At 63.1% G+C, this 21,145-nt stretch carries 17 protein-coding genes; 15 read left to right on the forward strand and 2 right to left on the reverse strand.

Going from position 1 to position 21,145, the window contains the following annotated elements:
* Positions 1–1,212, reverse strand: coding sequence for a bifunctional 2-C-methyl-D-erythritol 4-phosphate cytidylyltransferase/2-C-methyl-D-erythritol 2,4-cyclodiphosphate synthase (locus NHAM_RS09385; RefSeq protein ID WP_041357891.1), 1,212 nt, complete (start codon positions 1,210–1,212; stop codon positions 1–3).
* Between the two features lie 215 nt (positions 1,213–1,427).
* On the opposite strand from NHAM_RS09385, the gene dusB reads away from it, so the two are divergent.
* The 10 genes from dusB to NHAM_RS09430 all read left to right on the forward strand — a co-directional run bounded on the left by dusB (position 1,428) and on the right by NHAM_RS09430 (position 13,371).
* Positions 1,428–2,477, forward strand: a complete 1,050-nt coding sequence (dusB, locus tag NHAM_RS09390) for a tRNA dihydrouridine synthase DusB (RefSeq protein ID WP_011510330.1) — start codon at positions 1,428–1,430, stop codon at positions 2,475–2,477.
* Positions 2,474–3,649, forward strand: a complete 1,176-nt coding sequence (locus tag NHAM_RS09395; RefSeq protein ID WP_011510331.1) for a two-component system sensor histidine kinase NtrB — start codon at positions 2,474–2,476, stop codon at positions 3,647–3,649. The genes dusB and NHAM_RS09395 overlap by 4 nt, the downstream gene beginning before the upstream one ends.
* 9 nt (positions 3,650–3,658) lie before the next feature.
* On the forward strand, positions 3,659–5,101 hold the full coding sequence (gene ntrC, locus NHAM_RS09400) for a nitrogen regulation protein NR(I) (protein ID WP_011510332.1): 1,443 nt from the start codon (positions 3,659–3,661) through the stop codon (positions 5,099–5,101).
* A 192-nt stretch (positions 5,102–5,293) separates the two neighbouring features.
* Positions 5,294–7,588 (forward strand): sensor histidine kinase NtrY-like, encoded by a 2,295-nt coding sequence (locus NHAM_RS09405; protein ID WP_011510333.1) that lies wholly within the window; start codon positions 5,294–5,296, stop codon positions 7,586–7,588.
* A 17-nt stretch (positions 7,589–7,605) separates the two neighbouring features.
* Positions 7,606–8,976 carry a sigma-54-dependent transcriptional regulator gene (locus tag NHAM_RS09410; RefSeq protein WP_011510334.1) on the forward strand — a complete coding sequence of 457 codons (1,371 nt, stop codon included), beginning with the start codon at positions 7,606–7,608 and terminating at the stop codon, positions 8,974–8,976.
* A gap of 29 nt (positions 8,977–9,005) precedes the next feature.
* Entirely contained in the window at positions 9,006–9,863 is an 858-nt protein-coding gene (locus NHAM_RS09415) for a D-amino-acid transaminase (protein ID WP_011510335.1), read from the forward strand.
* A 182-nt stretch (positions 9,864–10,045) separates the two neighbouring features.
* Positions 10,046–10,294 carry an RNA chaperone Hfq gene (gene hfq, locus NHAM_RS09420; protein WP_009797508.1) on the forward strand — a complete coding sequence of 83 codons (249 nt, stop codon included), beginning with the start codon at positions 10,046–10,048 and terminating at the stop codon, positions 10,292–10,294.
* Positions 10,295–10,317: 23 nt separating this feature from the next.
* The gene (gene hflX, locus NHAM_RS09425) at positions 10,318–11,697 is read left to right on the forward strand and encodes a GTPase HflX (RefSeq protein WP_041357894.1); all 1,380 of its coding nucleotides are present in this window, start codon (positions 10,318–10,320) and stop codon (positions 11,695–11,697) included.
* A 52-nt stretch (positions 11,698–11,749) separates the two neighbouring features.
* Positions 11,750–11,938, forward strand: a complete 189-nt coding sequence (locus tag NHAM_RS26580) for a hypothetical protein (protein WP_157043575.1) — start codon at positions 11,750–11,752, stop codon at positions 11,936–11,938.
* Positions 11,929–13,371: an NAD-dependent succinate-semialdehyde dehydrogenase gene (locus tag NHAM_RS09430; RefSeq protein WP_198137012.1), complete on the forward strand. Its 1,443-nt coding sequence runs from the start codon at positions 11,929–11,931 to the stop codon at positions 13,369–13,371. The genes NHAM_RS26580 and NHAM_RS09430 overlap by 10 nt, the downstream gene beginning before the upstream one ends.
* Before the next feature lie 52 nt (positions 13,372–13,423).
* On the opposite strand, the gene mazG is transcribed toward NHAM_RS09430, so the two are convergent.
* Positions 13,424–14,245 carry a nucleoside triphosphate pyrophosphohydrolase gene (gene mazG, locus NHAM_RS09435; protein WP_011510339.1) on the reverse strand — a complete coding sequence of 274 codons (822 nt, stop codon included), beginning with the start codon at positions 14,243–14,245 and terminating at the stop codon, positions 13,424–13,426.
* Between the two features lie 134 nt (positions 14,246–14,379).
* Between mazG and queC the strand changes: the two genes are divergently transcribed.
* From queC to NHAM_RS09460, 5 genes are all read left to right on the forward strand, one after another.
* The gene (gene queC, locus NHAM_RS09440; RefSeq protein ID WP_011510340.1) at positions 14,380–15,096 is read left to right on the forward strand and encodes a 7-cyano-7-deazaguanine synthase QueC; all 717 of its coding nucleotides are present in this window, start codon (positions 14,380–14,382) and stop codon (positions 15,094–15,096) included.
* Positions 15,097–15,213: 117 nt separating this feature from the next.
* Positions 15,214–15,576, forward strand: coding sequence for a hypothetical protein (locus NHAM_RS09445; RefSeq protein ID WP_041357896.1), 363 nt, complete (start codon positions 15,214–15,216; stop codon positions 15,574–15,576).
* Between the two features lie 54 nt (positions 15,577–15,630).
* A complete protein-coding gene (gene ihpA, locus NHAM_RS09450; protein WP_011510342.1) occupies positions 15,631–16,902 on the forward strand; it encodes a divalent metal ion exporter subunit IhpA in 1,272 nt (423 codons plus the stop codon).
* Positions 16,899–17,882, forward strand: a complete 984-nt coding sequence (gene ihpB, locus NHAM_RS09455; protein WP_011510343.1) for a divalent metal ion exporter adaptor subunit IhpB — start codon at positions 16,899–16,901, stop codon at positions 17,880–17,882. The genes ihpA and ihpB overlap by 4 nt, the downstream gene beginning before the upstream one ends.
* Positions 17,872–21,090, forward strand: coding sequence for an efflux RND transporter permease subunit (locus NHAM_RS09460; RefSeq protein ID WP_011510344.1), 3,219 nt, complete (start codon positions 17,872–17,874; stop codon positions 21,088–21,090). Before ihpB ends, NHAM_RS09460 begins: the two co-directional genes overlap by 11 nt.
* Positions 21,091–21,145 lie beyond the last annotated feature (55 nt).

Raw genomic sequence — 21,145 nt, forward strand, 5'->3', positions numbered from 1 at the left:
TCAGGTGCTCCAGCCCTTGTCTTCCTGGTCGCTATCGTTCCAGGGCAGGCGGACAGTGGCGCTGGCTGTCGTCGCGATTCCTTCCTCGCGCCCGGTGAATCCGAGCCGCTCGCTGGTAGTCGCCTTTACGGCGATGCGTGAAATCGCGACGCCCGTGATTTCGGCGATGCGCGCCCGCATCGTATCGCGCAAGGGTCCGATTTTGGGCCGCTCGCAGATCATGGTGACTTCGAGATTGGCGATGCGGCCGCCGCGCGCGGCGACGCGGTCGACGGCGTATTTCAGGAATTTGTCGGAGGCCGCGCCCTTCCACTGCGGATCGCTCGGCGGAAAATGCGAACCGATGTCGCCGTCCGCCAGCGCGCCTAGGATGGCATCGACCAGCGCGTGCAGGCCGACGTCGCCGTCGGAGTGCGCCAGGAAGCCGCGATTGTGCGGGACCTTCACCCCGCACAGCATGACGTGGTCGCCGTCGCCGAAGGCGTGGACATCGTAGCCGGTGCCGGTCCTGATGTCGCCGAGCATTGCTGCGAGGCGCGCTTCCTCGCGCACGAAATCTTCCGGAGTTGTGAGTTTCATGTTGGCAGCATCGCCTTCGAATGTCGCAACCGTCAATCCCACCCACTCGGCGAGCGCGGCGTCGTCGGTGAAATCGTCGCGGCCGTCGCGTGCCGCGCGGCGATGCGCGTCGAGGATCACATCGAAACGGAACGCCTGCGGCGTCTGCGCGATCCGCAGTTTTGCACGATCGGGGGTCGCATTGACAGCGCCGGACGCATCGACCTGTTTGATGGTGTCGGTGACGGGAATGACGGGCACCGCCGCGCCGGTTATATCGGTGGCCTCGATCGCGCGCCGGATCAGCGCCGGCGTCGCGAATGGCCGGGCGGCATCGTGAATCAGCACGATGTCCGGCGCATCAGCGGCGAGGGCTTCGAGGCCGGCGTGAACGGAGGCCTGACGGGTGGCGCCGCCATTCGCCGGTGGCCGATAGCGAAACCCGGCGACGGCCTGATTGAACATCGCAAGGTCATCCGGATTGAGCACCGGTTGGACCGCGAAAACGTCGGGGTGATCGCAAAACGCCTCCATGGCCCGCGCAATCACGGTCCGCCCGGCGATGGTCCGGTATTGCTTGGGACCGCCGGTACCGGCGCGGAGCCCGCGGCCTGCGGCAACAATGATGGCGGCAGTTCGTTTTGAGGTCGGCATTGGAATCAATGGTGTCGCTGGAGGAGGAAACTCCGCTGCCCTTACCATGCCCGCGCAAAAAACAGCAGGACACCCGGCCGTGGGCGGTAGGGATTATTTGTGCTGCAGCGCACTTGCAAGATGCCAGAAACTGGCTACGGTATAGGCATCGATAAGTTTTGCCTAATTAATAAGCTGACCATTTTAGAATGGCTGCGACGGAGCAGTTTGGGACCATGAGCACGAACCCGCCAGGTCCAGCAACATCATCAGGTCTCGGGCCATTCACCGTTGGGGATATTCCGATCCCCGGCCGGGTTCTTTTGGCGCCGATGTCGGGGATCACCGACAGGCCTTTTCGGGGCCTCGCGGAAGCGCTGGGGGCCGGACTCGTCGTCTCCGAAATGACGGCCAGTGACGATCTCGTCCGCGGACGGCCCATGTCCGTGCTCCGCTGTGAGGCCACGGGCGGCGGACCGCACGTCGTTCAGCTTGCCGGTTGCGAGACACACTGGATGGCGGAGGGCGCGCGGATCGCCGAGGGCGCCGGCGCCGACATCATCGACATCAACATGGGCTGTCCCGCCCGCCACGTGACCGGCGGCCAGTCGGGTTCGGCGCTGATGCGCGATCTCGACCATGCCCTGCGGCTGATCGAGGCGACGGTCGGCGCGGTGAAAGTTCCGGTCACGCTCAAGATGCGGCTCGGATGGGACGATCGCTCGCTCAATGCACCGGCGCTGGCGCAGCGCGCCGAATCCGCCGGCGTGCAGATGATGACCGTTCACGGCCGCACCCGTTGCCAGTTTTACAAGGGCAGCGCCGACTGGCAGGCGGTGCGGGCAGTCAAGGATGCCGTCGATATTCCTGTGGTTGTCAACGGCGACATCACGTCGTTCGACGCGGCCGTCGCGGCGCTGGAGGCGTCGGGCGCGGATGCCGTCATGGTGGGACGTGGCGCGCAGGGCCAGCCCTGGATGCCGGGTCAGATCGGACGCCGGCTCGAAACGGGTATCGCGGAACCGCCTCCTTCGCTCGCGGACCAGTTGGCGTACATCCACGCGCTCTACGACGACCTGCTTCGGCACTACGGCCTGCGCATCGGGCTTCGTCACGCGCGAAAACATCTCGGCTGGGCGCTCGATGTTGCGGCGGCGGTCGGCTCAGTACCGACCTCGGTCCTCAAGACGTGGCGTGGAAAAATTCTGACGGCCGACGATCCGGCCGGCGTGCAGCGCTCTCTGGCGGATGCATTCGAGGATTTTGCGTGGAGTGCCGCGGTATGACATCGCTCGCCAAGCGCCCACATGCCGCGCCCTTCGACGGCGAGGCTATTCTCAACGCACTGCCGAACCCGGTGCTGCTGGTCGCGCCCAACGGCAGGATCGTCGACGCCAACATGGCGGCGGAATCCTTCTTCGAAATGTCGGCGCAGTTCCTGCGACGACAGCCGCTGAAGGAAGTCGTCCCGTTCGGCAGTCCGCTGCTGACGCTGATCGATCAGGTTCGGAACACCGGCTCGCCCGTGAACGAATTCAGGGTCGACCTCGGCACCCCGCGAATCGGTCGGGATCGTCAAGTCGACCTGCACGTCGCGCCTCTGACGGAACGGCCCGGACATGTCGTGGTGATGATTCAAGAGCGCACCATCGCCGACAAGATGGATCGGCAGCTGACCCATCGCAGCGCGGCGCGCTCGGTGACCGCGCTTGCGGCCATGCTCGCGCACGAGATCAAGAATCCGCTGTCCGGCATTCGCGGTGCGGCGCAGCTTCTCGAGCAGGGGGCATCGTCGGAAGACCGGATGCTGACCCGGCTGATTTGCGACGAAGCCGACCGCATCGTTACGCTGGTCGACCGCATGGAAGTATTCGGCGACGAACGTCCGGTGGCACGTGGTCCGGTCAACATTCACTCTGTGCTCGATCATGTCAAACGGCTCGCACAGTCCGGCTTCGCGCGAAACGCTCGATTTATCGAGGATTACGATCCGTCGCTGCCGCCGGTTCTGGCCGATCGGGATCAACTGATTCAGGTCTTTCTGAACCTCGTCAAAAATGCCGCCGAAGCCGTCGCCGATCTCGGGGACGAGGCAGAAATCCAGTTCACGACCGCATTCCGCCCGGGCCTCCGCCTTTCCCTGCCGGGCAAGAAGTCGCGCGTGTCTTTGCCGCTGGAATTTTGCGTCAAGGACAACGGTCGCGGCGTGGCGGAGGATCTGTTGCCGAACCTGTTCGATCCATTCGTAACCACGAAGCCGACCGGAAGCGGGCTCGGACTCGCGCTGGTCGCCAAGATCGTCGGCGATCACGGCGGAATCGTCGAATGCGAATCGCAGCCGCGCAAGACCAGCTTCCGCGTCCTGCTCCCGATGTTCGACACCGGCCCAAAACATCGGCAAAGCGACGATGCCGCCGTGCCGGTAATGCCGTCACCTGCCTCACGCGATTCAGGATGAGGACGAAACATGCCCGCAGCCAGCATACTTGTCGCAGACGATGACACGGCGATCCGCACGGTGCTCAACCAGGCGCTGTCGCGCGCAGGATATGAGGTGCGGCTTACCGGCAATGCAGCGACGCTGTGGCGATGGGTCAGCCAGGGCGAGGGGGATATCGTCATCACCGACGTCGTGATGCCGGACGAAAACGCCTTCGACCTGTTGCCGCGCATCAAGAAGATGCGACCGAACTTGCCGGTCATCGTGATGAGCGCGCAAAACACCTTCATGACGGCGATCCGGGCCTCCGAGCGTGGTGCGTATGAATACCTCCCGAAACCTTTCGACCTCAAGGAACTGGTCGCCATCGTCGGCCGCGCGCTCGCCGAACCCAAGGAGCGTGCAGCCAGCCGCGGCGGCGACAACGAATTCGATTCCATTCCGTTGATCGGACGCTCGCCGGCCATGCAGGACATCTATCGCGTGCTGGCGCGGCTGATGCAGACCGACCTCACCGTGATGATTTCCGGCGAGTCCGGCACCGGCAAGGAACTGGTCGCGCGCGCGCTTCACGACTACGGCAAGCGGCGCAACGGCCCATTCGTCGCCGTCAACATGGCGGCGATCCCGCGCGACCTCATCGAGTCGGAGTTGTTCGGCCACGAGCGCGGCGCCTTCACGGGCGCCAACACCCGCGCCTCCGGCCGTTTCGAGCAGGCCGAAGGAGGGACCCTTTTCCTCGACGAAATCGGCGACATGCCGATGGAGGCGCAGACGCGCCTGCTGCGCGTGCTTCAGCAGGGCGAATACACCACCGTCGGCGGGCGGACCGCGATCAAGACCGATGTCCGCATCGTCGCGGCGAGCAACAAGGATCTCCGCGTCCTGATCCAGCAGGGGCTGTTTCGCGAGGACCTGTTCTTCCGCCTCAACGTGGTGCCGCTGCGGCTGCCGCCGTTACGCGAACGCATCGAGGATCTGCCCGATTTGATCAGTCACTTCTTCGCCCTCGCCGAAAAGGACGGGTTGCCGCCCAAGAAGCTCGATGCGCTTGCGCTCGAGCGCTTGAAGCGGCATCGCTGGCCCGGCAACGTCCGCGAACTGGAAAATCTGGCGCGCAGGCTCGCGGCGCTCTACCCGCAGGACGTCATCACCGGCCCGGTGCTCGATGGCGAACTTGCATCTCCTCCGGTCGTCTCCGGACGCAGCGGGCATCAAAGCGTCGACAGTCTCGGCGGCGCCGTCGAGATGTACCTGTCGTCGCTTTTCTCGGGCTCCCCGAATGGCGTCCCGCCGCCAGGCCTGTACCACCGTATTCTCAGGGAGATCGAGGTCCCGCTTCTGACTGCGGCGCTGGCCGCGACCCGCGGCAACCAGATTCGGGCCGCCGACCTTTTAGGTTTGAACCGCAACACGCTGCGCAAGAAAATCCGCGATCTGGATATCCAGGTCTATCGGACCGGAGGATAGCGGCTCCATCCGGCCAAGTTTCGACGATTTTTCGGATCGAATCGACGATTAGTCCAAAGCCTGGTCATTCCGCGCTATCGCTTGCGCCGCGGAAATGTCTCAATTACGCAACATTGTTGTAGGAATGCATCAGTTCGCTGTCGGGTATTGGCCGTTAGTCAGCGAGCCTCCACTGCTCAAACCTTTTCCCGGATGACTAGCGCAGACACGCCGGCACACGATCCGACATTCGCCGAGCCGCGCGGCTGGACCTTGCGCCGGCTACTGGCGCCGGTCGCGATCGGCCTCGCGCTGCTGTCGGCGTTTCTGACCTTCGTGGTTTTGGTCGGCCTCACGCCGATCGAGCCGACCCACCGGGTCGTCATCACATTTTTGTTGATCGACGCCGGCACCATCCTTCTGCTCGTCGGCATTATCGCCCGCGAGGTCTGGACCGTGGTTCAGGCCCGCCGCCGGGGCCGCGCCGCGGCGAAGTTGCATGTCCAGATTGTCAGTCTGTTCTCGGTGATCGCGGTGCTGCCGGCGGTCCTGGTCTCGGTCGTGGCCAACGTCACCATCGATCGCGGCCTCGATCGCCTGTTTTCGGGTCCGATAAAAGAGGTCATCCAGAACTCGCTGATCGTCGCCAACGCCTACGTGCACGAGCACGCCCAGCTCATTCGCGGCGATATCCTTGGCATGGCCAACGACATCTCCAACGCACGCCCCCTGTACGATCAGGACCGCGAGACGTTTCTCCAACTCCTGACCTCGAGCGCGAAGGCCCGCAACCTGCCGGGCGCGATGCTGATTGACAAGGACGGCCATGTGCTCGTGTCTGCCCAAACCGACGTCGAGCGCACCTATACAACACCGGACCCGAGCCTCCTCAAAAATGTGAATGAGGACGACCCGCTTATAGCGGTGATCCCGGAGGCGAACTACGTCGCCGCCGTCATCCGCCTGCGCGCCTTCAATGATAAATTCCTTTATGTGGCGCGTCTGCTCGATCCTCATGTCGTTGCGCAACTGAAGCAGACCGAGGCGAGTGTTGCCGTATACGCCACGATCGAGGCACGGCGCCTCGGCATCCAGGTGGCGTTCGCACTGATGTTCGCCGTGATTGCGCTGACCATCCTGATGGCGTCGGTGCTGCTTGCCCTGAATTTCGCCGACCGGTTCGTCGCACCCGTCCGCCGATTGATGAGCGCCGCCAACATCGTGTCCACCGGCGACTTGAACGTTCAGGTACCCGTCCTGAAGTCGGAAGGAGATCTCGCTCAGCTCGGCGAAACCTTCAACAAGATGACGGCCGAGTTGCGGACGCAGCGCGATGAACTCGTCAACGCCAGCGGCCTGATCGACAGCCGGCGCCGCTTTATCGAGGCCGTGCTGTCGTCGGCGAGCGCCGGCATCATTGGCGTCGACGGCGCCAACACCATCGGCGTTCTCAACCGCTCGGCGGAGAAATTGATCGGTCATTCCGAATCGGAAACGCTGGGACGTCCGCTATCCGAAGTAATCCCTGAGTTGAACGACCTCATGCGGTCGGCGAGGGAAGGGACCCAGCGGCTGGTGCAGGGTCAGATCACCATCAACCGCGATGGCAACGAGCGCAACATCTCGGTGCGCGTCAGCGCCGAGCAAACCAGTCAATCGCGCGACAGTTACATCGTCACGCTGGACGATATCACCGAACTTGTGACCGCGCAGCGCACCTCAGCGTGGGGCGATGTGGCTCGACGAATCGCGCACGAGATCAAGAATCCTTTGACGCCGATCCAGCTCTCGGCGGAGCGCATTCGCCGCAAATTCGGCAAGGTGATCATCGAAGACAAGCCGATCTTCGAGCAGTGCACCGATACGATCGTGCGTCAGGTCGAGGATATCAGGCGGATGGTCGATGAATTCTCGCGTTTTGCGCGGATGCCGAAGCCGGTGATGGAAGGAGAGGACGTCGCCGATACGGTCCGCCAGACGGTTTTCCTCATGCGTGTCGGACATCCCGAAATCGATATCGGGGCCGATATCAAGGACGAACCGATGCGCGCCCAGTTTGACCGGCGGCTGATCTCGCAGGCTCTGACCAATATCATCAAGAATGCGACCGAGGCTATCGAGGCTGTGCCGCCGGAGGTCCTCGGAAAAGGCCGGATCGATGTTATCGCCGCACGGGAAGGAGACGACGTCGTCATCGACGTGATCGATAACGGCATCGGCCTGCCGAAGGTTGGACGAGCGCGGCTGCTGGAGCCCTACGTCACGACCCGCGAGAAGGGCACCGGTCTCGGCCTTGCGATTGTCGGGCGCGTGCTGGAAGACCACGGCGGAAAGCTCGAAATCAACGATGCCTCCGCGATAAGACCGGGAGCGCGGGGAGCCTGGATGCGGTTGCGGTTTGCCGTGTCCGGGCGCGCGGACGCCGAAACCAGTGGGGGCAGTGGCGCGACTAACGACGATACCTTGACCGGCGACGAAACGAAAACAGAGGTTGCAACCGGCAACTGACCAGGCGGATCCAATCTATGGCACACGACATTCTGATAGTTGACGACGAGGCGGATATTCGCGACCTCGTTGCAGGCATCCTGGAAGACGAGGGTTTCACGACTCGAACCGCGCGCAACAGCGATGAGGCGCTTGCGGAGGTTTCAAGCCGCCGTCCGCACATGGTGTTCCTCGATATCTGGCTGCAAGGCAGCAAGCTCGACGGGCTGCAACTGCTGGAGATGATCAAGCAGGACAGCCCCGACATGCCGGTCGTCATGATCTCCGGCCACGGCAACATTGAAACGGCTGTCGCGGCGATCAAGCGCGGTGCCTATGACTTCATTGAAAAGCCATTCAAGGCGGATCGCCTGATTCTGGTGGCAATGCGCGCGCTCGAAACGTCGCGTCTCAAGCGCGAGGTCAGGGAATTGAAGCAGCTCGCGCCGGCGGCCGGCTCGCTGATTGGCCGCTCGCCATGCATGAACCAGCTTCGGCAGACCATCGAGCGCGCGGCGAAGGCCAACAGTCGCATCATGATCGTCGGGCCGTCCGGGTCCGGTAAGGAACTGGCCGCGCGAACGCTTCACAATCAGTCGGGCCGTTCGGAGGGACCGTTCGTCGTCATCAACGCCGCAGCGATTACGCCGGAACGAATGGAGTTCGAACTGTTCGGTGTCGAGCAGACCGACGGTCAGCAGCCGCGCAAGGCCGGAGCGCTGGAAGAGGCGCACGGCGGGACGCTGTTCATCGACGAGATCGGCGACATGCCGCGCGAGACTCAGAACAAGATCATGCGCGTTCTGGTCGACCAGACCTTTCAGCGCTCCGGCGGCGCGGCCAAGATCAAGGTCGATGTGCGGATCATTTCGTCGACAGCGCGTAACCTGGAGGAGGAGATCGCCGCGGGCCGTTTCCGCGAGGATCTTTATCATCGGTTGTCGGTTGTGCCGATCCGGGTTCCGCCGCTCTCCGAACGCCGTGAGGACATTCCCGAACTGATCGAGTTTTTTATGGACCATATCTCCACCGCGAGCGGGCTGCCCAGGCGCCAGATCGGCGACGACGCGATGGCCGTGCTGCAATCGCACGTCTGGCCGGGCAACGTCCGGCAGCTCCGTAACAACGTCGAGCGCGTGATGATCCTGGCCGGCGGCGGTCCGGAGGTGATCATCACCGCGGATATGCTGCCGCAGGATGTCGGCTCGATGGTCCCGGCGATGCCGACCGGCGTCAACGGCGAGCACATCATGGGCCTGCCGCTGCGCGAGGCTCGCGAGGTGTTCGAGCGCGACTATCTGATTGCGCAGATCAGCCGCTTCTCCAACAATATCTCGCGGACTGCGGAATTCGTCGGCATGGAGCGCTCGGCGCTGCATCGCAAGCTCAAGGCGCTCGGCGTCAACTAAAATCCTTTTTCGGTGGTCGGACTCGCTGGATGTCGCGAATTGCTTACGTCAACGGCCGGTATCGCGAGCTGCGCAACGCCAGCGTTAACGTCCAGGACCGCGGCTATCAGTTTGCCGACGGTGTTTATGAGGTCTGCGAAGTGCGCGGCGGAAGGCTGGTGGATTATCCCCGGCACATGGCGCGATTGCAGCGATCACTGCGCGAGTTGCGGATCTCCGAGCCGATGCCTCTCCCGGCGCTCGCCATCGTCATGCACGAGGTGGTGTGGCGCAACCGCGTGACCTACGGCCTGGTTTATCTGCAGGTGACCCGTGGCGTGGCGCGGCGCGATCATGCATTTCCGCCGCATCCCGTGAAGCCGAGCGTCGTCGTCACGGCCCGCGCGCTCAACTACGAGAAAAACCAGCAAACCGCCGCTAACGGCATCAAGGTCGTCACCGTGCCGGAAAATCGTTGGCCGCGGGTGGATATCAAATCGGTATCGCTGCTGCCCAATGTGCTGGCAAAGCAGGAAGCGCGGGAGAAGGGGGCCTATGAGGCCTGGTACGTCGGTAGCGACGGATTCGTCACCGAGGGCGCTTCGAGCAATGCCTGGATCGTGACGACAGACGGCCGCGTCGTCACCCGCTCGGTGGACCACGGCATTCTTGCCGGCATCACCCGGGCCGTTCTCATGGAGGTCATGGACGCCCTTCAGATCAGGCTGGAGGAACGCCCGTTCACGCCGGCGGAAGCGTATGAGGCTGCGGAGGCTTTCGTAACCTCGGCCTCCCAGATCGTCATGCCCGTCGTCGCGATCGACGGCCGGACGGTGGGGAATGGTCAGCCGGGCGGTATTGCCAGACGGCTGCGGGAAGAATTCCACCGTTTTTCAGCATTTTCCTGATGGTTTTTGCGTATCCGGGCGAACCGGTGGCCCGAACCGGCTTGCCTAACACCAGGCTCTGCCCTCTAATCAAAGCGCCGGGTCCACGAGGAGGATCTCAGAGGGGGTCGGCGGCCAGGAGACGCTCCCCGGAGAGTTGTATCCGGTTAAAAAAACGCAAAGCGAACTGCGGGATAAAAAAAATGGCGATAGACCGCGCACAAAACCTTCAGGACACCTTCCTCAACCATGTTCGAAAGACCAAGACGCCCCTGACAATCTTTCTGGTGAACGGGGTCAAACTGCAGGGAATTGTCACCTGGTTCGACAATTTCTGCCTGCTGCTCAGGCGCGACGGTCATTCGCAGCTTGTCTACAAACATGCGATTTCGACCATTATGCCGGGCGCCCCGATCCAGTTGTTCGAAGGCGGCGAGGACGCTCCGCTTTGAACACATATCTGAAAGTTTCCTGATTGGAACCCCGGAATCCCGAGGGGAGCATCGACCGTTCAGGGCCGATGCAGGGCAAACCGACCGGACGGGCGATTGTCATCGGCCCATATCTGCGCCTGCGACGCGGCAATGCCGACACGCCGCAGGTGGGGCATGCCATGCGCGATACCGACGCCCGGCTGGATGAAGCCGCCGGTCTTGCGCGCGCGATTGACCTCGACGTGGCCAAAGCGATCGCCGCGCAAGTCACCCAGATCAGGCCCGCGACATATCTCGGCAAGGGCAAGGTCGAGGAATTGACCGGCCTGATTACCACCGAAGGCGCCGATCTCGTGGTGATGGATTGTGCGCTGTCGCCGATTCAGCAGCGCAATCTGGAAAAGGCCTGGAGCACAAAGGTGCTCGACCGGACCGGCCTGATCCTCGAAATTTTTGGACGCCGCGCCAAGACGAAAGAGGGCGCGCTTCAGGTCGAACTCGCTCACCTCAACTACCAGCGCAGCCGCCTGGTGCGCTCCTGGACCCACCTCGAACGGCAGCGCGGCGGCTTCGGCTTCATGGGCGGCCCCGGCGAAACCCAGATCGAGGCCGACCGCCGCCTGATCGGCGACCGCATCGTGCGGCTGGAGAACGAACTGAAGAAGGTGCAGGCGACGCGACGGTTGCATCGCGCCGGGCGGCAGCGCGTGCCCTATCGCGTGGTTGCGCTGGTCGGCTATACCAATGCCGGGAAATCGACCCTGTTCAACCGGCTGACGCGCGCCGAGGTCCAGGCCGCCGACATGCTGTTCGCAACCCTCGACCCAACGCTGCGCGCGCTGGCGCTGCCGCACGGCGGCAAGGCCATGCTGTCGGACACCGTCGGATTCATATCCAATTTGCCGACCCAGCTTGTCGCGGCGTTTCGCGCGACGCTGGAAGAGGTGATGGAGGCGGACGTTATCCTCCATGTTCGCGACATTTCGCACGAGGATGCGGAGGCGCAGCAGCACGATGTCGAGGCTGTGCTTCGTCAGCTCGGTATCGATCCCGGACACGGCGCGCGCATTCTCGAGGTCTGGAACAAGATCGATCGCTTCGACGCGGATCAACGCGAAAACCTCGAAAACATTGCTGTGCGCCGCTCGGCCGAGGTGCCGTGTTTCCTCGTCTCCGCCGAAACCGGCGAAGGACTCGATACGCTGCTGGCGGCGATCGAGGATCGGCTTGCCGCGACCAGAACCACGCTGGACCTGTCGGTCGATGCCTCCGACGGCGCGGCGATCAGTTGGCTGCACCGCAATTCCGAAGTGCTTGTCAAGGAACTGCGCGACGGCCGTTACGAGATGACCGTCCGCGTCGACGAGACCAAACGCGACATCCTCGTCAACCGATACGCCGCGATACCGCACCCGCTTTGATGGATTGCGCAGTCCTGTCCCCCTTCGCAAGGCAGGGTCGCGCAGGACGGACTTGACCGGCAAGGCGGCAGCACTAGATCACGATGATCTTGGATCGAATCGATCCAAGGTCATGAACGTGATCGATTCCAGTATTTTGAGAAGCGGGATGCGGGTGGAAAACCGCTACACACTTTTCCTCATTTCGCTCTATTCCATGCCACTCGAGCAATTGCACGAAAGCCGCAGGAGATGCCCGTGAACTATCAGAACACATCGCTGCTGATCGACGGCAAGTGGCGTCCCGGTGCGTCCGGCAAGACTATCGCCGTGCTTAACCCTGCTACCGAAGAGCAGATCGGCACGGTGGCTCATGCGGATCGCGCCGACCTCGACGAGGCGCTCGCCGCTGCCGACAGGGGCTTCAAGGTCTGGCGCGCCGTCGCACCTTTTGAGCGCGGCAAGATCATGCGAAGAGCGGCGGCCTTGATGCGGGAGCGCGCCGACAAAATCGCAACGCTGATGACCTTGGAGCAGGGCAAGGTTCTTGCCGAGGCCAGGATCGAGACGCTATTTGCGGCCGACGTCATCGAATGGTTTGCAGAAGAATCCCGCCGAGCCTATGGCCGGGTGATTCCGGCGCGCGGACCCGGTATCTACCAGATCGCGATCAAGGAGCCGGTCGGCCCGGTGGCGGCTTTCACGCCGTGGAATTTCCCGATCAATCAGGTCTGCCGCAAGCTGTCGGCCGCGCTCGCCGCCGGCTGCTCGATCATCGTCAAGGCACCCGAGGAAACACCGGCGTCTCCGGCCGAACTGCTCCGCGCGTTCGTCGATGCGGGCGTACCCGACGGCGTGATCAATCTCGTATTCGGCGTGCCTGCCGAAATCTCCGAATACCTCATCCCGCATCCGATCATTCGGAAGATGTCGTTCACGGGCTCGACCGCGGTCGGCAAGCAACTCGCAGCGCTGGCCGGACTGCACATGAAGCGCGCGACGATGGAGCTTGGCGGCCACGCGCCGGCAATCGTGTTCAACGACGCCGACATTGCAAGCGCCGCGAAGATCATCTCGGGCGCCAAATTCCGCAACGCCGGCCAAGTCTGCATCGCACCGACGCGCCTTCTCGTACAGGACAAGGTCTATAAGGATTTTGTCGGCAAGTTCACCGAAGCCGCCAAGGCGATCAAGGTCGGCAACGGTCTCGACGCCGATTCAACGATGGGCGCGCTCGCCAATCCCCGCCGCATGACCGCCATCGAGAGCTTCGTGCAGGACGCGGTGGGAAAAGGCGGCAGGCTCGCGGCCGGCGGTCATCGTGTCGGCAACAAGGGTTATTTTTTCGAGCCGACCGTGGTCACTGATGTGCCGAAGGATGCCCGCGCCATGAACGAGGAGCCGTTCGGCCCGTTGGCGCTGATCACGCCGTTCTCGACCTTCGAGGAGGCCGCGGAGGAGGCGAACCGCCTGCCGTATGGCCTCGCGTCTTACGCCTTCACCAGTTCGACCAAGACCGCGACCGCTATCGGCGCGGGGATCGAGAGCGGCATGGTGGCGATCAACAATGCCGGCCTGGCTCTGCCGGAAAATCCGTTCGGAGGGGTCAAGGATTCAGGCTACGGCTCCGAGGGCGGAATCGAGGCGATGGAAGCCTATCTCATCACCAAGTTCATCAGCCAGACGGGGGTGTAAGCCGGCCTGTCGGTTTGCGGGGACGACACGGATTCACGCGGATCACGACCGGTCAGGTTCTCTCCTGTTGCTTCGCCTCATTCCACAGCGCATCCATCTCGGCAAGAGATGAGTCCTCCAGCGAGCAGCCCCTTGCAGCAAGCGCCTGTTCAATATAGGCGAACCGCCGCTCGAATTTCGCATTGGTCCCGCGCAGCGCCATCTCCGGATCGGCGTCGACATGACGCGCGAGGTTGACGAGCGCGAACATGAGATCACCGGTCTCAGACGCGATGTCGGGCTTGTCGCCGCGATCCAGCGCCGCTTCGATTTCGTCGGCTTCTTCGCGGATCTTGTCGAGCACCGCCCGGGGATCGTTCCAGTCGAACCCGACGGTCGAGGCCTTTCGCTGCAAGGCTATTGCCTGCGTCAACGCAGGCTGTCCGGCCTTGATGCCCGCGAGCAGGCTTGAGGCGGGCGCTTCCTTTATCGGTTTGCGCGCGGCGCGCTCGGCTTTTTCCTCCGCCTTGATGCGCTCCCATGTTCCCTTCACGTCTGATGGCGCGATATAGCCCGAACTGTCGGCAAACACATGCGGGTGCCTGCGGATCATCTTGCGCGTGATGGCCTCGACCACATCGCCGAACGAAAAGGCGTTCTGCTCTTCGGCCATGCGGGCGTGAAACACGACCTGCAACAGCAAATCGCCGAGCTCATCGCAGAGATCGATCAGATCATGACGCGCGATCGCGTCCGCCACCTCGTAGGCTTCCTCGATTGTGTAGGGCGCAATGGTCGCGAACGTCTGTTCGAGGTCCCACGGGCAGCCGGTGCCGGGCGTTCTCAATTGCGCCATGATCTCGATCAGACGTGAAATATCGCGGGAAGGGGTCATTCGGTGCACCGGTATCGGGGGAGGCTCGCTTTCTCTATGCCGCAAGCCGCGCCGCCGTCCCAGCGAAAAGCAGGCAACCGGCCACGCAATCCCTGCCGATTGGCGCGGGAGTAGAGGGGTGCTATTGGCACGTCATGACCGATCAGCCCGTCTCTCGAACCGCGCTGGTGCTGTTTTCCGGAGGACAAGACTCCGCGACCTGTCTGGCCTGGGCTCTGCAACGTTTTGCGCATGTTGAAACGCTGGGATTCGACTATGGCCAGCGCCACGCGATCGAACTCGACTGCCGCGACGCCTTGCTCGCGGGCATGACATCGCTGCGCCCAGACTGGGCGGAGAAACTCGGTGAGGGCCATACGCTTGCCATCCCGACGCTGGCGGAGATTTCCGATACCGCGCTGACCCGGAATGTCGCGATCGAAATGGGCGAGGGCGGACTGCCCAATACGTTCGTGCCCGGCCGCAATCTCGTGTTCCTGACCTTCGCGGCGGCGCTGGCCTACCGGCGCGGCATGACGGATATCGTCGGCGGCATGTGCGAGACCGATTATTCCGGCTATCCGGATTGCCGCGATGACACCATCAAGGCCTTGCAGACCGCGCTCAATCTCGGGATGGACAAACAGTTTGAATTGCACACGCCGCTGATGTGGCTCGACAAAGCGGCGACGTGGGCGCTTGCGCATGAACTCGGCGGGGCAGGGCTGGTCGATCTGATCCGCGAACACTCGCACACCTGTTATCTCGGCGAGCGCGGCGCGCGGCATGACTGGGGCTATGGTTGCGGCGAATGCCCGGCGTGCCGGTTGCGCGCAAAAGGCTGGTGCGAGTACGTGGCGCGGGCGGTTTGACGGAACTCCCGCGGCCACCGCGTCACCCTCGATGATGCCGGACGTGTTATAGTGTAGCAGTCGACTCGACCTTCGCGCGCGTGTTAAACAAAGACTGCCGGCTTGGAACGAGTAGCCTTGACCCTCACTGCCACCAACGATGGAACGAATCGCCTGCGCACTTCGCGCGGCAGGTTCGCGGTCGTGTTTCTGATCGTCGCTTACTTGTTATCGGGCGCCCTGCACGAACTCTTCCACATGGATGTGACCGCTCCCAAGGGTGAGATCATCGTCTCGATGTCGCCAATCCATACGGACACGAACGGGCCGGGAATGATTGCAGACCACCACTGTCATGGTTGTTTCCCCGTCTCGCTTCCGAATCCGCCGATGCTCTCTGTTATCATTGCACCTGAGGCTGCCTCGATTCCGCGAGTGCTTTCGCGCGCCTCTGATCTTGTTCCGGGCATCGAGACTCCGCCACCGAAACTCCTGACCTGAACGCGTTCGCCGGGCGCATTGACGCCCTGAATCCGTCGTTCGTCAGGATATTTCATGTTGTCAAAATTCGCCGTGCGTCTTGCGTGGGCGATGGCATTGCTGGTCAGCCCCTGGCTGACGGTACCGTCGCATTCGCAACCGCTTACGTTGAAGACCGCACTTCAACGCGCGCTCGCCGCCAGCCCGCGTCTGACCGCCGCCGAGCGCGACGTCGGCATCGCGACCGGCCAACGCATCCAGGCCGGTGCGCTGATCAATCCCGAAGTATCCTATGAGCAGGACAACTCGTTCGGCTCCAGAGGCTATCGCGGAACGAAGTCGGCCGAGACCACGCTACAGATCAGCCAGCTATTCGAGCTATTCGGCAAGCGCGATGCGCGAATTGCCGTCGGCCGCGCCGGCATTGAGACCGCGGCCATCCAGCGCAAGGCCGTTCGCCTCGAAGTTCTGTCGGAGACGGCCGTCGGCTTTCTGGGCGTCCTCGGCGCGCAGCGCAGAATCCAGATCCTGGACGAGCAGGTCGCCGCAATCGACAAGTTGACGCCGTTGTTGCAGCGGCGGGTGGACGCCGGCGCTTCGTCACCCGCCGAAATCGGCCGGGCGGAAGTCGCATCCGCATTGGTGAAAGCAGACCGCGAGCGGGTTCGCTCGACGCTTGCCAGCGCCCGGCGCGAATTGGCGGTGCTGATGGGAGACACCGCAGCAAAGTTCTCGGCTGTTTCCGGGCGACTGGACGTTCTGGGCCGGCCTCCGTCTTTTAAGGCCGTCGTCGCTGCGATCGATTCAAATCCGCAACTGATGCGTTGGACCGCGGTCTACGCGCAGCGCAACGCCGAACTTCTGCTGGCGCGGCTGAAGCCCTATCCGGACGTTCGCGTCAGCGCCGGCTGGCGCCATTTCAACGAGACCAACGACGACGCAGTCAGGCTCTCGCTGTCCGTTCCCATTCCGGTTTTCGACCAGAACCAGGGCAACATCCTGTCCGCTCAGGAAAGCCTCGCGAAGACCCGGGCCGAGCGCGAAGCCAATCGCAACACGCTGATCGTGCTCGCCGGCCGTGCCTACGATTCGCTGCAGGGCGCGTTGCGTGAGCTGAAAGTGCTGCGCGAAGTTGCGATCCCGAAGTCGCGCCAGGCCGCCGATGCGATCTTCGAGGGGTACGGGCAGGGGCGCTTCACGTTGCTCGAAGTTCTGGATGCGCAAGCAAGCGTCGCTCAGGCGCGCCTGCGCGAGCAGGAGGCCCAGCAGAATTTCCACGTCGCCGTCGCCACCATCGAGGGGCTTGTCGGCAATCCGTTCACATTGGCTCGGGAGACCGCTCGATGAGGACGTTCACGATAATCGTCGCGGCTGCGGCGGTCCTGGCGATCGGGGGCGCCGGCTACTGCATCATGGGGCCGGCGACGCCCAACGCGCCGGTGACGCAGACAAGCCATAGGGACGAGAAGATCGCAAATGGCCATGTCGAGCAGGACGAGCACGGTGCCGACCGCATTCTGATCAGCGACGTCAAGCTCGCCGCCGCCGGTGCGATACTCGCCGAGGCCGGGGAGGCCACGCTCAGCGATACGCTGTCTTTCAACGGCGTGCTGCGCGCCAACCAGGAGGCGGTGGTTCAGGTCACGCCGCGTTTTCCGGGTATCGTCCGCTCGATCAAAAAGCGAATCGGCGACGCGGTCGCCAAAGACGACCAGCTCGCCTCGATCGAAAGCAACCAGAGCCTTACTGTCTACGACCTGAAGGCGCCGATCAGCGGTACCGTGATCGACCGTCAGATTTCGCTCGGCGAATATGCCTCTGAACAGAAGCCGTCCTTCGTCGTCGCCGACCTGTCGACGATCTGGGTCGACCTGTCGATCTATCGTCAGGATTTGAAGCGCGTCCGGACCGGAGACGAAGTGCTGATCGACCCGGACGACGGCGGCGCGGACATCAAGGGCCACATTTCCTATGTCGCGCCGGTCGGATCGAGCGACACGCAGACGGCGCTCGCCCGGATCGTTCTGGCAAATAAGGACGGACGCCTGCGTCCGGGACTGTTCGTCACGGCGCGCCTTGTGCTGGCAAAGCGCAACGTGCACGTCGCCGTGCGCGTGGGAGCGATTCAGACGCTGGAAAACAAGACGGTCGTGTTCGTCCGGGAGGGCGGAGACAAGATCGAGGCCCGCCCCGTCGAGCTTGGAGACTCCGATGCGAGGTTCGTGGAGATCCGGGCGGGACTGTCGGCGGGAGAGCCCTATGTCGCCGAGAACAGCTTCGTCGTGAAGGCGGAGATGGGCAAGGGTGAGGCCGAACATGAACATTGACGCCGTCCTTGCCTTTTCCATCCGCCAGCGCTGGCTGATGATGCTGCTCGCGCTGGGGGTCGGCGTCTTCGGAGCCTGGAGTTTCACCCGGCTGCCGATCGATGCCGTGCCTGACATCACGAATGTCCAGGTGCAGATCAATACGCGCGCGCCGGGCTACTCTCCCTTGGAAACCGAACAGCGCATTACGTTTCCGGTCGAGACGGCGATGGGCGGTCTCCCGAAGCTTGAATACACGCGATCGAGTTCGCGCTACGGCTTGAGCCAGGTCACGGTCGTCTTTCTCGATGGCACCGACATCTACTTCGCGCGCCAGCTCGTCAACGAACGCATCCAGCAGGTGAAGGACCAGTTGCCGGCCGGTGTCGAAGTCGCGATGGGTCCGATATCGACCGGGCTCGGTGAAATCTTCCTGTACACCGTGGAGGCCAGGCAAGGCGCCAGGGCGCCCGGTGGTGGCGAATTCACGCCGAGCGACCTGCGCACGATCCAGGACTGGATCATCAAGCCGCAACTGCGCACCGTCCCCGGCGTGATCGAGGTCAACACCATCGGCGGATACGAACGCCAATTTCATGTATTGCCGGATCCGGGGCGTCTGTTGGCCTACAATCTCGGATTTCGCGACGTGATGACGGCTCTCGCCGCCAACAACGCCAACGTCGGCGCGGGCTATATCGAACGCAACGGCGAGCAATATCTCGTCCGGACTCCGGGGCAGGTCGCCAACATCGCCGAGATCCAGGACATTGTCATCGGCTCGCGCGGGGGCATTCCGGTCCGCATCCGCGATGTAGCCGAAGTGAAGGAAGGCAAGGATCTCCGGACCGGGGCGGCCACGCTGGACGGCAAGGAGACCGTGCTTGGCACGGCCATGCTGCTGATCGGAGAAAACAGTCGCGCGGTCGCGAAAGGGGTTGCCGCCAAGCTCGGCGAGATCGCCCGGTCGCTTCCCGACGGCGTCATCGCGCGCACGGTCTACGACCGGACGGACCTGGTCGATGCGACCATCAGAACCGTCCAGAAAAACCTGATCGAGGGCGCGCTCCTCGTCATCGCTGTGCTGTTCCTCATTCTCGGCAATATTCGCGCGGCCATCGTGACGGCGTGCGTGATCCCTCTCGCCATGCTCTTCACCATCACCGGCATGGTCGAGGCAAAAGTCAGCGCAAACCTGATGAGCCTCGGCGCCATCGATTTCGGCATCATCATCGACGGCGCGGTGATCATCGTCGAGAATTGTCTGCGGCTTCTTGCTGAGGAGCAGCGCAGGAAAGGTGGGCTGCTGTCGCTCAAGGAACGCCTGCGGACGATTCTCGACGGGTCACGCGAGGTGATCAAACCCAGCCTGTTCGGCACCATGATCATCGCGGTCGTGTATCTGCCGGTACTGACGCTCACCGGCGTCGAAGGAAAGATGTTCACGCCGATGGCGCTCACCGTGCTGATGGCGTTGCTGGGCGCCGCCATCTTCTCCGTGACGTTCGTTCCTGCGGCGGTCGCGATCGTGGTTACCGGCAAGGTCTCCGAGAAGGAGAACATCTTCATGCATGGGGCCAAGCGGGTCTATCTGCCGCTGCTGAAAGGTGCGATCCGGTATAGGCATTGGGTGGCGTCGGGGGCTGTCGTCGTCGTGCTTGCAAGCGGCTTCGCCGCGACCCGCATGGGCGGCGAATTCATTCCGTCTCTCGACGAGGGGGACATCGCCATCGCTGCGATCCGGATACCGGGGACCAGCCTGACCCAGTCGCTCGATCTCCAGATGGCGCTGGAAAAACGGATCAGGAAAATTCCGGAGGTGAAGGATTTTTTTGCGCGGACCGGTACCGCCGAGGTTGCCACCGATGCGATGCCGCCATCGATCTCGGACGGTTACGTCATGCTCAAGCCGCGCGAGGAATGGCCCGATCCGTCGAAGCCGAAATCCGAACTGGTGGAGGAGATCGAGCACGCTGCGAACGAGATTCCCGGCAGCAACTACGAAATCTCGCAACCGATCCAGTTGCGGGTCAACGAACTGATTTCGGGTGTGCGCAGCGACCTTGGCATCAAGATATTCGGCGACGATCTGGATATTCTCCAGGGCGCCGCGAAACAGGTGCAGGCCGCGATTACAAGCATCCCGGGCGCGACCGACGTGAAGACCGAGCAGGTGTCCGGACTGCCAATTCTGACGGTCAAGCTCGACCGCCGGGCGCTGTCGCGCTACGGCCTGAGCACTGCAGATGTCCAGAACGTCGTGGAGATTGCGATCGGCGGCAAAAGCGCCGGCAAGCTGTTCGAGGGCGATCGGCGCTTCGATATCGTGGTCCGTCTCCCCGAAAACCTTCGGGGCCGTCTGGATTCGATCCGCGCCATCTCCATCCCGCTGCCTCCCGTCGAAAACGCGGCGGCGGAAACGACGAAGGTCGCATGGTCGGATTCGTCCGCGGTGCAGATGCGGTACGTGCCGCTGTCGTCGGTAGCGACCATCGATATCGCGCCGGGTCCCAACCAGATCAGCCGCGAAAACGGCAAGCGTCGCATCGTCGTCACCGCCAATGTCCGCGAGCGGGACCTCGGATCGTTCGTAGCCGACGCGCAGGAGGCGGTCGCGGAGAAAGTCAAACTGCCGCCGGGTTACTGGATCGGCTGGGGAGGGCAGTTCGAGCAGCTCGTTTCGGCAACCAGACGCTTGACCATCGTGGTGCCGGTTGCGCTCGCGCTCGTGCTGCTGCTGTTGTTCATGAGCTTCGGATCGGTCGCCGATGCGCTGTTGGTGTTCAGCGGCGTGCCGCTGGCTCTGACCGGCGGCGTTCTGGCGCTGCTATTGCGCGGCATCCCGCTGTCCATCAGCGCCGGTGTTGGATTCATCGCGCTGTCCGGCGTCGCGGTTCTGAACGGCATCGTCATCATCGCCTTCATCGAACGGCTGCGGCGGGAGGGCAAGCCGGTGTTCGACGCCGTGTATCAGGGCGCATCGACCCGGCTAAGACCGGTCCTGATGACGGCGCTCGTCGCCTCCCTCGGATTCGTTCCGATGGCCCTCGCGACCGGCGCCGGCGCGGAGGTGCAGCGGCCATTGGCGACAGTCGTGATCGGCGGCATCGTTTCGTCGACTATCCTGACGCTGCTGGTGTTGCCGGCGCTATATATCCTGTTCCGGAAAGACTCCGTGCCGGCGCACGATCTGTCCGCAGAGGAAACGTTTCCAGGAATGGCCGGGTAGTTCTATCGGGCCGGAGCGAGTATGATACCGGATCCTTGACCGCTGTCAGGCAGCA

The organism is Nitrobacter hamburgensis X14, from assembly GCF_000013885.1.
GTDB classification, from domain to species: Bacteria; Pseudomonadota; Alphaproteobacteria; order Rhizobiales; family Xanthobacteraceae; genus Nitrobacter; species Nitrobacter hamburgensis.

Bases quoted from the DNA above. Each gene is read 5' to 3' on its own strand.
- NHAM_RS09385 (WP_041357891.1), bottom strand. From the start codon at position 1,212: ATGCCGACCTCAAAACGAACTGCCGCCATCATTGTTGCCGCAGGCCGC.
- dusB (WP_011510330.1), top strand. From the start codon at position 1,428: ATGAGCACGAACCCGCCAGGTCCAGCAACATCATCAGGTCTCGGGCCA.
- NHAM_RS09395 (WP_011510331.1), top strand. From the start codon at position 2,474: ATGACATCGCTCGCCAAGCGCCCACATGCCGCGCCCTTCGACGGCGAG.
- ntrC (WP_011510332.1), top strand. From the start codon at position 3,659: ATGCCCGCAGCCAGCATACTTGTCGCAGACGATGACACGGCGATCCGC.
- NHAM_RS09405 (WP_011510333.1), top strand. From the start codon at position 5,294: ATGACTAGCGCAGACACGCCGGCACACGATCCGACATTCGCCGAGCCG.
- NHAM_RS09410 (WP_011510334.1), top strand. From the start codon at position 7,606: ATGGCACACGACATTCTGATAGTTGACGACGAGGCGGATATTCGCGAC.
- NHAM_RS09415 (WP_011510335.1), top strand. From the start codon at position 9,006: ATGTCGCGAATTGCTTACGTCAACGGCCGGTATCGCGAGCTGCGCAAC.
- hfq (WP_009797508.1), top strand. From the start codon at position 10,046: ATGGCGATAGACCGCGCACAAAACCTTCAGGACACCTTCCTCAACCAT.
- NHAM_RS09430 (WP_198137012.1), top strand. From the start codon at position 11,929: ATGCCCGTGAACTATCAGAACACATCGCTGCTGATCGACGGCAAGTGG.
- mazG (WP_011510339.1), bottom strand. From the start codon at position 14,245: ATGACCCCTTCCCGCGATATTTCACGTCTGATCGAGATCATGGCGCAA.
- queC (WP_011510340.1), top strand. From the start codon at position 14,380: ATGACCGATCAGCCCGTCTCTCGAACCGCGCTGGTGCTGTTTTCCGGA.
- ihpA (WP_011510342.1), top strand. From the start codon at position 15,631: ATGTTGTCAAAATTCGCCGTGCGTCTTGCGTGGGCGATGGCATTGCTG.
- ihpB (WP_011510343.1), top strand. From the start codon at position 16,899: ATGAGGACGTTCACGATAATCGTCGCGGCTGCGGCGGTCCTGGCGATC.
- NHAM_RS09460 (WP_011510344.1), top strand. From the start codon at position 17,872: ATGAACATTGACGCCGTCCTTGCCTTTTCCATCCGCCAGCGCTGGCTG.